The organism is Kitasatospora griseola (assembly GCF_014648555.1).
In the GTDB taxonomy this organism is placed as follows: domain Bacteria; phylum Actinomycetota; class Actinomycetes; order Streptomycetales; family Streptomycetaceae; genus Kitasatospora; species Kitasatospora griseola.
Genome location: NZ_BMRI01000013.1, coordinates 53,216 through 64,654 on the forward strand (window position 1 = coordinate 53,216; position 11,439 = coordinate 64,654).

The 11,439-nt window shown below is 72.1% G+C and carries 13 protein-coding genes; 2 read left to right on the forward strand and 11 right to left on the reverse strand.

The features are described 5' to 3' along the window. Positions 1–42: 42 nt before the first annotated feature. From IEZ12_RS40610 to IEZ12_RS18360, 10 genes are all read right to left on the reverse strand, one after another. Positions 43–147 carry a DUF6893 family small protein gene (locus IEZ12_RS40610; RefSeq protein ID WP_373295492.1) on the reverse strand — a complete coding sequence of 35 codons (105 nt, stop codon included), beginning with the start codon at positions 145–147 and terminating at the stop codon, positions 43–45. Continuing rightward, positions 141–671, reverse strand: a complete 531-nt coding sequence (locus tag IEZ12_RS18320) for a hydrogenase maturation protease (RefSeq protein ID WP_189272952.1) — start codon at positions 669–671, stop codon at positions 141–143. The genes IEZ12_RS40610 and IEZ12_RS18320 overlap by 7 nt, the downstream gene beginning before the upstream one ends. Further along, positions 668–2,029: a hypothetical protein gene (locus IEZ12_RS18325; RefSeq protein ID WP_189272953.1), complete on the reverse strand. Its 1,362-nt coding sequence runs from the start codon at positions 2,027–2,029 to the stop codon at positions 668–670. The genes IEZ12_RS18320 and IEZ12_RS18325 overlap by 4 nt, the downstream gene beginning before the upstream one ends. Further along, complete coding sequence (locus IEZ12_RS18330; RefSeq protein WP_189272954.1) at positions 2,026–2,667, reverse strand: DUF6084 family protein; 642 nt, start codon at positions 2,665–2,667, stop codon at positions 2,026–2,028. Before IEZ12_RS18330 ends, IEZ12_RS18325 begins: the two co-directional genes overlap by 4 nt. Beyond that, positions 2,664–3,311 (reverse strand): DUF5947 family protein, encoded by a 648-nt coding sequence (locus IEZ12_RS18335; RefSeq protein WP_373295493.1) that lies wholly within the window; start codon positions 3,309–3,311, stop codon positions 2,664–2,666. Before IEZ12_RS18335 ends, IEZ12_RS18330 begins: the two co-directional genes overlap by 4 nt. Continuing rightward, on the reverse strand, positions 3,308–3,775 hold the full coding sequence (locus IEZ12_RS18340; RefSeq protein WP_189272955.1) for a NifU-related iron-sulfur-binding protein: 468 nt from the start codon (positions 3,773–3,775) through the stop codon (positions 3,308–3,310). Before IEZ12_RS18340 ends, IEZ12_RS18335 begins: the two co-directional genes overlap by 4 nt. Beyond that, positions 3,772–5,553 carry a nickel-dependent hydrogenase large subunit gene (locus IEZ12_RS18345; RefSeq protein WP_189272956.1) on the reverse strand — a complete coding sequence of 594 codons (1,782 nt, stop codon included), beginning with the start codon at positions 5,551–5,553 and terminating at the stop codon, positions 3,772–3,774. Before IEZ12_RS18345 ends, IEZ12_RS18340 begins: the two co-directional genes overlap by 4 nt. 79 nt (positions 5,554–5,632) lie before the next feature. Next, entirely contained in the window at positions 5,633–6,688 is a 1,056-nt protein-coding gene (locus IEZ12_RS18350; RefSeq protein WP_189272957.1) for an NADH-quinone oxidoreductase subunit B family protein, read from the reverse strand. A gap of 489 nt (positions 6,689–7,177) precedes the next feature. Continuing rightward, positions 7,178–7,510, reverse strand: a complete 333-nt coding sequence (locus tag IEZ12_RS18355; RefSeq protein ID WP_229847663.1) for a hypothetical protein — start codon at positions 7,508–7,510, stop codon at positions 7,178–7,180. An 89-nt stretch (positions 7,511–7,599) separates the two neighbouring features. Next, positions 7,600–8,280, reverse strand: coding sequence for a biliverdin-producing heme oxygenase (locus IEZ12_RS18360; RefSeq protein ID WP_189272958.1), 681 nt, complete (start codon positions 8,278–8,280; stop codon positions 7,600–7,602). 143 nt (positions 8,281–8,423) lie between these two features. Here IEZ12_RS18360 and IEZ12_RS18365 point away from each other — a divergent pair, with 143 nt between their 5' ends. Together IEZ12_RS18365 and IEZ12_RS18370 are read left to right on the forward strand one after the other, a co-directional pair. Beyond that, positions 8,424–9,203: a methyltransferase domain-containing protein gene (locus IEZ12_RS18365; RefSeq protein ID WP_189272959.1), complete on the forward strand. Its 780-nt coding sequence runs from the start codon at positions 8,424–8,426 to the stop codon at positions 9,201–9,203. Positions 9,204–9,387: 184 nt separating this feature from the next. Then, positions 9,388–10,566 carry a serine hydrolase domain-containing protein gene (locus IEZ12_RS18370; RefSeq protein WP_189272960.1) on the forward strand — a complete coding sequence of 393 codons (1,179 nt, stop codon included), beginning with the start codon at positions 9,388–9,390 and terminating at the stop codon, positions 10,564–10,566. Positions 10,567–10,633: 67 nt separating this feature from the next. Here the strand turns inward: IEZ12_RS18370 and IEZ12_RS18375 are convergent. Next, on the reverse strand, positions 10,634–11,439 hold an 806-nt coding region (locus tag IEZ12_RS18375), incomplete at its 5' end, for a methyltransferase domain-containing protein (protein ID WP_229847664.1).

The window sequence follows — 11,439 nt, forward strand, 5'->3', positions numbered from 1 at the left end:
CCGCCGCGCCGGGGGGCTACGCCGTTCGCAGCAATCCGCGGCTCACATCCGGCTGATCCTCACGTACCGCTTCAAGTCGTCCCGGTTCTGCCAGATCACCACCGCCACGGCCGTCACGACGACTGCACAGAGCAGCTTCTTCACCATGCCGTTGTCTCTCTCTCCACTTGCGGGTCCGCCGTCGCGCCCGTCGGCTGCTCCGCGCCGACGATCCGCAGAACCACCCGGACCGCCTCCTCGACGGCGGCGGCAACCGGTGTGCTCAGGCCGATTCCCTCGTCCAGCGACTCCGGCTCGCAGCCCACCACGAGCACCCGCTCGGGCAGAGTGCCTCCGGTACCTGCGGCCAGGGTGCCGAGCAGCGCGAGCACTGCGTCGGGCCCCATCCGGTGCCCGTCCAGGACGGGCACCTCGACCGGGCCGGCATCCGGTTCGATCAGGTGGACAGTGCCCGGCCCGCCGCCTCGCGCGGTGGCGTCGACCAGCACCAGCAGCCGGTAGCCGTCCAGGGCCTGGTATGCGAGGTGGACGCCGCGCACGCCCACGTCGAGCAGTTCGACGTCGTCCGGCAGCGGGTGCTCCCCCAGCCGCCGGACGGTCTCCACCCCGAACCCGTCGTCGCCGAGGAGGATGTTGCCGACCCCGGCGACCAGGACGCGGCCCGTGCTCATGGCTCCTCCAACAGGGCGATCTCGTCGGGCTGGAAGTAGCGGAAGCGGCCCTGGGCCCGCCACAGGTCCGCGCCGGGGTCGTCCTCCACCGTCACGGCGAGGTGGACCGAGCCGTCCACGTCGTGCAGCACGGCCTCGACGAGGGCGGTCCGCCCGTCCAGGAACAGGTCCTGCGCGTCGGTGCGCCGCCGCCCGGGCCTGAGCACGACCCGGCTGCCCGCACCGACCTGCCGGCCGTCGACGACGACCCGGTCGTGTTCCGGGTCGGCCTCGGGGTCGTCGCCCGGATCCCACCACGGCCGGCCGGGCACGTTCCCGGTGATCTCGCGCAGGCCTCGGACGGCGCCGTGCAGGCGTTCCAGCACCTCCGGCGGCATCGAGTCGGCGAGGTCGATCACTGCGCCGGCCCGCTCGTCGGTACCGCGGGCCTCGCGCTTCTCACGGTCGGTCAGGGCGGCGGTCCGCAGTGCGAGAATCTCGTCGATCTCGGTCGCGTCGTAGAGCGCGCCGGGGCTCTCGGGGGCGATGCTCGGGTGGTCCTCCAGGATGATCGGCGAGGAGAGCAGCACCCGGCAGCGCCCGGGCGGCCCGGCGAGGACCGGCCAGGTGTGCTCGTTGCGGCACTGCGCGACCGCCTCCCTGGCCCACTCTGGCGGGTCGGTGACCGACAGGAAGGAGCCCCGGTCGAGCCCCAGCAGCAGGTGCGCCGAGACGAGCGAGTGCTGCAGCGCCGCCTCCCGCCCGTCTGCCGGCGCCGCCGTCCGAACGGTGGTGTTCTCCACCACGACGGTCAGCCGCTGGGCCGCGTACGGCCCCGGGACCGCGCGGGCCGTCAGCCTCAGCACGCCCTCGACCGACTCCCGTCGCCGGACCAGCCGTCCGATCGGCACGTCTTCCTCAAGGAGGATTTCGATGTCCTCGCCGGCCGGGAGGTGGAACGGGTGCACTACCTCCTCGGCCGGCTCCGGGACCGGGAGCAGTAGCTCGATGCGCTCCTCGACGCCTTCGTCCCACGGCACCAGCACCCGGTCGGCAAGCTCCAACTCCTCGACCGGCTCGAACCCGCCGCCGGGCAGGGCGCGTTCGACGGTGCGGCGCTGAGCCCGCAGGAAGCGCAGTTCCACGGCCAGTCGGTCGCCGGGGCGCGGCTCCATCAGGCACTCGGTGCGCTGGTGGGAGTGCTCGCCGCTGTCCTCGCCCCAGCCGGGCGGGACGAGCACGCCGAACTGCCAGCGGAGCCGGTTCTTGGCGGCCGAGGCGCGGTAGGGGTACAGCACGTACCCCTCGAAGAGCACGGCGTCGGCGATCTGCCGGGCCTGTGCGAATCTGCTGTCGAACTCCTCGGTCAAGGCGGTCACCGGGCGGCGTCCTCAAGCTCGGTGGCGGTGAGCAGTTCCCGCACGGTGGCCTCCCAGGAGGGCAGGGCTCGCCTGGAACGGTAGGCGAGCAGCGCGTCCATCACGTCCTCGGGCAGCCGCAGCCAGCCGCAGCCGGGGAAGTGCCGGTCGATCGCCTCCCGCCAGACCGCGACGGGCATCCGCACCGAAGCCTCCCGGTCCCACGGGACCGGGGTGACCTGGAACCCGCGGGGCCCGGCGAACGCGGTGCCCGAGAACAGGAGCAGCAACGGGACCTCCCCGCCGTCCAGCGCCCTGAGGTAGCGGGCGGACGCGACGTCCATGTCGTAGGTGCACGGCACGGGCAGGTCCACCTCGGTCTCGCCGGTGAACCCGGGGACCATCAGCGGCACCTGGGCGAGCTGGACCGGGTTGAGCGTCGTGCCCCAGCGGGAGCGCTCGCCGAACAGGTCGGCGAGCCGCTCGCCCTCCGCCTCGCCGTAGCCGCGGCGGGCGGGTTCGATGCGAAGCTGGCAGCGGAGCGCGAGGGCGTGCACCCGGGCGGCGGGCGCAGTGATCCGCAGCCGGAAGACGAGCGTGGGCCCGGCGGCGTGCGGATCGGTCGTCACGCCGGTACAGGCGAAGCCGAGTTCGGTCATCGGGAGACCTCCGCCGCCAGCGGCCTGGCGCGCTCGTCGAGCCGGGCGAAGAAGGCGTCGAGTTCGGCCCGGGCCTCGGCGCCGCCGTCGAACCCCCGCCAGCAGCGCCGCAGCCGGCCGACCAGTTCGTAGCAGGTGTCGATGGGCACCAGGTGGCACTGGACGCCGTCGTCGGTGTGCCGCAGCAGCAGCGCCTCGACGTCCGGCTCCAGGACGGCGGCGAGCCGGCTGCCGTCGAGGGCGGTCTGCCAGGCGGCCTCGTCCGGCTCGCTCTCGGTGGCACCGGCCGGGCCGGGGTAGAACACCACCAGTCGGTCCTGCCTGGCGTTGCGAAAGAGGAAGGCGGTCCCGACCGGGATGCCGAGCGCCGCCCAGGCGTCCTCGCCGATCCGGTGGTCCGGGTCGATCAGGTGGCGGTCGGGGACACCGCGGTAACGGCCGCCGGCCGCGCCCGGCTGCTGGAAGAGCAGCCCGCACGCGGTGCAGACGCAGGTCAGGGCCTGTTCCTCGGTGTCCACCAGGTGCCGGTGCTGCTGCGGAACGCGCTGGCCGCAGAAGGTGCAGCGCTCGGGCTGCGGAGGGGCCGGTTCGCGCAGCCGGCGCAGCAAGGCAGTGCCGAGCCTGTCGAGTGGACGGATGCTCACCGTGCCTCCGCCGGGCTGGGCGGGCGGGCGGAGATCTGCAGCAACTGCGGGTCCTGTTCCAGCTCCAGCACCGTCACCTCGGGTGCGTGGCAGGCGAGAACGGTCTCGATGTCCTGCTCGGAGCAGCCGCAGCCTCCTCGGGTGCGGCGGAGCCGGGCGGTGCCCGTGGCGGGTTCGTAGCCGGACAGTTCGATCGGCTCGGCGAGGGTGGCGAGCGCCCGGCGGATACGGGCGGTGGCGTCCTCGGGGTGCAGGTCGTGCAGGACGAGGAGTCCGGCCACCACCGGGTCGTCCAGCAGCCGGTCCAGCGCGGGCGGCGGCACCGCCCGGACCAGTCGGGTGAGGCCGTCGCCGTACATCTCCATCAGCTCGCGCACCAAGTGCTCGCCGGTCTCCTGCGCGCCGTGCGCGGCGAGCCGGTCCAGCGCTTCCTGGACCCGTTGCCCGGTCTGCTCCGCCGTCATGCGAGCCCGCTCAGGCCGGTGGGCACGTGCATCTGCTGCACGGTCTTCCCGCCGCCCACGTACATGTGGACGCCGCAGGGCAGGCAGGGGTCGAAGCTGCGGACGGCCCGCATGATGTCGATGCCCTTGAAGTCGTCCGGGGAGTTCTCCTCGAAGATCGGCGTGTTCTGCACCGCGTCCTCGTACGGGCCGGGCGTGCCGTAGCTGTCGCGGACGCTGGCGTTCCACGGGGTCGGCGGGTACGGGTGGTAGTTGGCGATCTTGCCGTCCCGGATCACCATGTGGTGCGAGAGCACACCGCGGACCGCCTCGGTGAAGCCGCAGCCGATCGACTCGTCCGGTACCTCGAAGCGCTCCCAGGTCTGGCTGCGGCCGGCGCGGACCTCCTCCAGCGCCTTCTCGGCGAAGTGCAGGGCCACGGCGGCCGCGTAGGCCTGGAAGTAGGTGCGGGCGCGGTTGCGCTCGATGGCGTTGCTCCACTGCGGGATCTTCCACTCGAAGGTGGTCTCCGGCATGGTCATCGAGCGCGGCAGGTTGATCACCACGCTGTGGCCGGTGGCCTTGACGTAGCCGATGTCGACCAGCCCGGACAGCGCGGTGGACCACAGCCGGGCGATCGGGCCGCCGCCGGTGTCGAGCGCCAGGTGATTCTTGCCGTCGAACCAGCGTGGGGACATCACCCAGCTGTACTTGTCGTCGAAGTTGCGCTTCTGCGGCTGCGGGATGGTGTGCTGGTTCCACGGGTGGCGCGGGTCGACCGGGTTGCCGAGCGGGTCGTGGGTGACGAACAGTTCCTTGCCCTGCCAGTCCTCGTAGTAGGAGCTGCCGAGCAGGATCCGGATGCCGAGGTTGATCTCGGTGAGGTCGTTGGTGACCAGTTTGCCGTCGACCACGACGCCGGGGGTGACGAACATCCGCCGGCCCCAGTCGGTCATGTTGCGGTAGGTGAAGTCGCAGTGGTCGGGGTCGTTGAGGCTGCCCCAGCAGCCGAGCAGGACGCGCCGCCGACCGACCTCCTCGTACCCGGGCAACGCCTGGTAGAAGAAGTCGAAGAGGTCGTCGTGGAGCGGCACGACCTTCTTCATGAACTCGACGTAGCGCATCAGCCGGGTCAGGTAGTCGGTGAACAGCTGGACGGTGGCCACCGTGCCGACGCCGCCCGGGTAGAGCGTGGAGGGGTGCACGTGGCGCCCTTCCATCAGGCAGAACATCTCCCGGGTGTAGCGGCTGACCTGCAGCGCCTCGCGGTAGAACTCACCCTCGATCGGGTTGAGCGAGCGCATGATGTCGGCGATGGTCTTGTAGCCGTGCTCGCCGGCGTGCGGCGCTTCCGTGCGCTCGGCCAACTCCAGCACGCCGGGGTTGGTCTCGCGAACCATCTTCTCGCAGTAGTCGACCCCGACCAGGTTCTCCTGGAAGATGTTGTGGTCGAACATGTACTCGGCGGCCTCGCCGAGGTTGATGATCCACTCACCGAGGTGCGGGGGCTTCACGCCGTACGCCATGTTCTGGGTGTAGACCGAACAGGTGGCGTGGTTGTCACCGCAGATGCCGCAGATCCGGCTGGTGATGAAGTGCGCGTCGCGCGGGTCCTTGCCGCGCATGAAGACGCTGTAGCCGCGGAAGACCGATGAGGTGCTGTAGCACTCCGCCACCCGCTTCTGCTTGAAGTCGATCTTCGTGTGGATGCCCAGGCTGCCCACGATCCGGGTGATCGGGTCCCAGGACATCTCCACCAGGCCGCTGCCGTCCCCGGCCGCCTTGGTCATCGGTGCCATCGTGTCTGTCGTGCCCTTCTGAAGGGGTGGGAGGAGCGACGGGCGGGCCGCCACGCGGGGTGCGCAGCGGCCCGCCGGGTCACCACGGGGCGCGGTAGCCGGTCGTGAGCTTGCGGCCGGTGCGGCGCCACTTGGGTTCCTTGTCGACGGTCTTGAGGGTGATCGCACGCAGCCGCCGGATGACCGAGCCGTACGCGGAACTGGCCGCCGTGGAGACGGTCGAGCCGGGAGGCGGGTCCATGAACGGCATGAACTTGTCCGGAAATCCGGGCATCGTGCAGGCGATGCAGATGCCGCCGACGTTCGGGCAGCCGCCGACCCCGTTGATCCAACCGCGCTTGGGGACGTTGCACTTCACGACCGGGCCCCAGCAGCCGAGCCGCACCAGGCACTCCGGCGTGCCGTAGTCGGTGGCGAACTGCCCCTGTTCGTAGTAGCCGCCGCGGTCGCAGCCCTCGTGCACGGTGGCGCCGAACAGCCAGGCGGGGCGCAGCTTGTCGTCCAGCGGGATCATCGGCGCCGAGCCGGCCAGCTGGTAGAGCAGGTACGTCAGGGTCTCGGCGAAGTTGTCGGGCTGGATCGGGCAGCCGGGCACGCAGACGATCGGCAGCCCCGCCTTGGACTTCCAGTCCCACCCGAGGTAGTCCGGCACACCCATCGCACCGGTCGGATTGCCCTCCATGGCGTGGATACCGCCGTACGTGGCACAGGTGCCGATCGCGACGACGCCGGTGGCCTTCGGGGCGAGCCGGTCCAGCCACTCACTGGTGGTGATCGGCTGACCGGTCGCCGGGTCGTCGCCGAAGCCGCACCAGTAGCCCTCCTTCTTGATCTCCTCGTTGGGGATGGATCCCTCGACCACCAGGACGAACGGGTCGAGTTCGCCGCGGTCCGCCTTGAAGAACCACTCAACGAAGTTGTCGGCGCCCTGCACCGGTCCGCACTCGAAGTCGATGAGCGGCCAGTGGACGGCGACCTTCGGCAGGCCCGGCAGGGCCCCCGTGACGATCTCCTCGATGCTCGGCTGCATGGCGGCCGTCAGGGAGACCGAGTCGCCGTCGCAGCTGAGCCCCGCGTTGATCCAGAGAATGTGCACCACGTCGGTGTCGGTGGCACTCGTTGTTGCAGCACCCATGAGGATGCCTCCTCGGAGCCGGGAGAGCCGGACACAATGGCTCAGAACCGTCTTAACAGCGGTTGGCCCGGCCCGCCGGTCCACATGGCCGTACGGGACATCCGATGGGCCGCAGACCAGGTCCGCCGTTCGGCTCAACACACCGCCGATCGGGGGCGAAGAACTGGCGGCGCCGGCCGTGGACCGTCGGCAAGGCAGCGAACAGCGGTGTCAGCGGGGCGTTCTGCGACCCGAACTCCTCCGTGGAGCGCGGCCCCTGGACTGCACGGTGGTACGCCCGGCCTGGTCGACCTCGCCGAACACACCGGCCCCGGCGAGATCGACCGCCCACGGACGTCGCCGCCGTCCTCGCCGCCCTCGCCGCCCTGCCGGCGGCCACCCCACGCGCCCTGGAACCGATCTCCGGCTCGACCCGCGTCCCCGAGGCCGTCGAACGCGTCGCCGGGCACTCCGGCACCGCCGAGGCCGGATGACCATGCGGACGGCCGCTCAACTCCCCTGCCGGGACGCCCCTTCCGGGGACTGGCGCTCGACGGCGAGGACGGCGAGTTCGCGGAGGCGGGTGAAGTACTCGCAGGCCTCGGTGTCGTCGGCGAGGGCGGGGAGGATGCGGTGGACGGCGGCGATGCCGTGGTGGAGGGCCTCGCGGCGGCGCTGGTCGAGGGGGCCGGTCAGGGCGGCGGACACGCAGCCGGCCAGATGGCTGTCGAGCAGGACCAGGTCTTCGCCGACGGGGGCCTGCCGGTAGCAGCTGCGCGGGAAGGGCAGGGCGAGGAAGTCCTGCCACAGCCGGGCCAGCCGGTCGGGGTGCGTGTCGCTCATGGCGTCGATGATGCCCGAGCGGACGTCGGGCGCGTCACCCCGTCCCGGCCTGCGGAAGAACGGCCGGTGGAAGAACGGCGGGCGAACGCTCAGGCCTGGCGGGACGCCGGGTGGCGTTCGGCGAGCTCGGCGAATATCGCCCCGTTGAGGCCGAAGGCTGCCTTGCACTCCTCGGCGACCCGGTCGCGCTCCGCCCCGTCCATCAACTCGCCTGCGGCGTCCAGCTTGGCGCGGTAGTCGCGCTTGAACGCGGCGGGGTTGTCGATCTCCTCGAAGACGTAGAACCGGACGCCGTCGCCCTTGCGCGCGAAGCCCCAGGTGCGTTCGGCGACGCCCCGGATGATCTGACCGCCCGACAGGTCGCCGAGGTAGCGGGTGTAGTGGTGGGCGAGGTAGCCGGCCGGCCAGTCGGTGGCGAGGGTGCGGATCCGCTCGGCGCAGGCCGTGGTGGCCGGCAGCGGGGCGAGGGTGTCGCGCCAGTCGGGGCCGGCCAGGTGGTCGAGGTCGCGTTCGATGGCGGCGGTGCGCAGCAGGGCGCGGTCGGCGAGCGGTCCGGCGACGGGGTGCTCGGCGAGGGTGTCGAGGTGGGCCTCCAGGGCGCGGTAGACGTACCAGAGCTGGCCGGTGAGGTCGGTGTAGGCCTCGATGCCGAGCCGGCCACCGAGCAGGTCGCTCATGAAGGAGGACTGCTCGGCGGCCTGGTGTTCCTCCGCGCTGGCGGTGCGGAGCTGGGCCGAGAACGGATTGACGACGGCGACGGACGCGGACATGGGCGGGCCTCCAGAGATCGACTTCCCCCGATTATTTAGGTGAGCCTTGCCTAAGTCAAACCCTTGCCGACGCCCTGTCGGGAAAATCGCGGACGCGTCAATTCGCTCGTCCGCACCGCCTCCCACGTGCTTGGATTCCCGGCATGAACAGCTCATTCGACGATCTTCTCGCCGAGGCCGAGGCCGCCCCGGTCGACGGCTGGGACTTCTCCTGGCTGGCCGGCCGGGCCACCGAACAGCGCCCGTCCTGGGGGTACCAGCGGCTCCTGGGCGAGCGGCTGTCCGCGGCCTCGGCCGCGCTCGACGTGCAGACCGGCGGCGGCGAGGTGCTGGCCGGCGCCGGGGCGGCGAACTTCCCGCGCACCATGGTCGCCACCGAGGGGTGGCCGCCGAACGCGGCGAAGGCGACCGCCCTGCTGCACCCGCTCGGCGCGGTGCTGGTGACCGTCCCGGAGGACGCCCCGCTGCCGTTCGCCGACGGCGCGTTCGACCTGGTGACCAGCCGTCAGCCGGCCGTCGTGCACTGGGCGGAGATCGCCCGGGTGCTCGCCCCGGGCGGCAGCTACGTCGCGCAGCACGTCGGCGGGCGCACCAATGTCGAGCTGAGCGCGTTCTTCCTCGGCCCGTTCGAGGTGGGCGACACCCGCGAGCACGAGGTGGAGGCGGCGCACGCGCGGGCGGCGGGGCTGGAGGTGGTGCAGCTGCGCAACGAGCGGCTGCGGCTGGAGTTCTTCGACGTCGGCGCGGTGGTGTGGTTCCTGCGCAAGGTGATCTGGACGGTGCCGAACTTCTCCGTGCAGCGCTACCGCGAGCGCCTGCGCGAGCTGCACGAACTGATCGGGCGCGAGGGCGTGTTCGTCTCCACCATGTCCCGCACCCTGATCGAGGCCCGCCGGCCCGCCGGCCTGACGCCTGACGCCTGACGCCTGACGCCCCGACAGCGCTCCCCGCCGATCGACGGGGGAACCCCGAATCCCGTTACCTCCGGAGAAGGATCTTCCCGGGCGGGGGTTCCTCCCGACGAGCGATGCCGCAGGGATGACCGAGCCGTGAGGCTTGCGGACGACGAACCCCCTGATCAGAGAGCGTTTGTCGAAGGAGACTCGTGTGAAGAACTACCGATCCGCACTGCGGCTGGCCGCCTCCCTGGTGGCAGGTGCGTCCGTGTTCGCCCTCGCGCCCGACGCAGGGGCGGCCACGCCGCCGACCGCGCCGGTGCCGCAGCGGACCGCGCTCCAGCAGGGCCTGGACGCCCTGACCGGGCGGGCGGGCGCCAGTGGCGCGATCGCCGAGGTGCGCGACCACGGGCGGGCGGTGTGGCGCGGCACGTCCGGCGTCGCTAACCTCGCCACCCGGCAACCTGCGCCGGTGGACGGCGAGTTCCGGGCTGGCAGCGTCACCAAGACCTTCGTGGCCACCGTGGTGCTCCAGCTGTCGGCGGAGCACCGGATCGACCTGGACGAGCCGATCGAGCGCCACCTGCCCGGCCTGGTCCCGAACGGCGGGAACATCACGGTCCGTCAGGTGATGAACCACACCGCCGGCCTGGCCGACTTCCTGGAGGACCCGCGGTTCGCGTACGAGTCGGACGACGCGCTGCGCCGACTCCTCGCGGTGGACCGGTGGCAGACCCTCCGGGCCCGGGACTTGATCGCGATCGGCGTCTCGCGCCAGCCGTACTTCCCGCCGGGCCAGGGCTGGCACTACTCGAACACGGACTACCTGGTGCTGGGCGAGCTGGTGCAGCGGGTGACGGGCAATGACTGGCGCACCGAGGTGAACCGCCGCGTCCTGCAGCCGCTGGGGCTGCGCCACACCTTCCTGCCCGGCACCGCGACCGCCGTTCCCGGGCCGCACAGCCACGGATACCTGGCGCTGTCCGACGGCCCGGCCGACATCACCGAGCTGAACCCGTCGATGGCGGGCGCGGCCGGCGAGTTGATCTCCACCACGGACGACCTGGCGCGCTTCGACGCGGCGCTGCTCGGCGGCCGGCTGCTGGCCCCGGCGCAGCTCGCCGAGATGACCACCACGGTGGCGGCGGACGAGCAGCCGCCGACCCGTTACGGTCTGGGCCTGATGCAGCTGCGGACCTCCTGCGGCGAGGTCTGGGGCCACCCGGGCGGGATCCACGGCTACGTCACCTACCTGTTCGGCGACCGCGCCGGCACCCGTCAGATCGCGATCTCGGCGAACCCGTACGACCCGCAGAAGGGCGCCGAGTTGACCCCGGCGGTCCTCGACCTGATCGATCTCACCTTCTGCGGCCCGAAGTCCGCCTCCTGACCCTTCCCGCGCAGACATCGCCGAGGCCGCCCCGCTCCCCGTCCGAGCGGGGCGGCCTCGCCGTCCGTCAGCGCCGGGGCTTCTCGGCGGTCACCACGTGCAGGGTGACGGAGGCCAGGAACGGTCCGTGGGCGAGGTGGTCGAGGAAGTCGTCGGCCTGGCGGCGGGTCAAGTAGCCGGCGGCGACGGCGCGTTCGGTGTTGCGGTGCAGTCCGAGCACCTGGTCGGCGGCGCGCACCTCGCGGTACACCGAGGTGACGGGGACGACGGCGCGCACGTCGAGGCCGGACTGCGCGGCGAGCCGCGGCAGTTGACGGCCGATCACGGGGTTGCGGACGATCCGGTCGGCGAGGTGCCTGCTCCAGGCGCGGGCGATGTCGAGGTCGGGGTGGTCGACGGCCAGGGTGTCCCAGTCGGGTTCGGCGGCGACCAGCCGCCCGCCGGGGCGCAGCACCCGGTGCGCCCCGGCGAGCGCCCGGGGGACGTCGGCGAGGTGCTGGAGCAGCCGGTCGGTGCGGACCCGGTCCGCGCTGTCGGCGGCGAGCGGGAGCCGGTGCACGTCGGCGTGCAGGACGTGGGCGTGCGGGAGGGCGCCGGCCCGCCGGACCATCTCCGGGTCGTGGTCGATGCCGAGCACCCGGCCGCGGGCGGTGACGGCGCGGGCCAGGGCGTCCAGGTCGGTGCCGGGGCCGCAGCCCCAGTCGAGCACGAGGTGTCCGGGGCGGGCGTCCAGGGCGTCCAGCAGGACCTGCTTGTAGGCGCGGACCTGGTCGGTGGCGGCGAGCCGTTCCTGGTAGGCGATCCGGTCGGGGACGACGGTCTCGAAGAGCCGGCCGGTGACGTCGGCGAGCGCGCCCAACTCCCGTCCCAGCG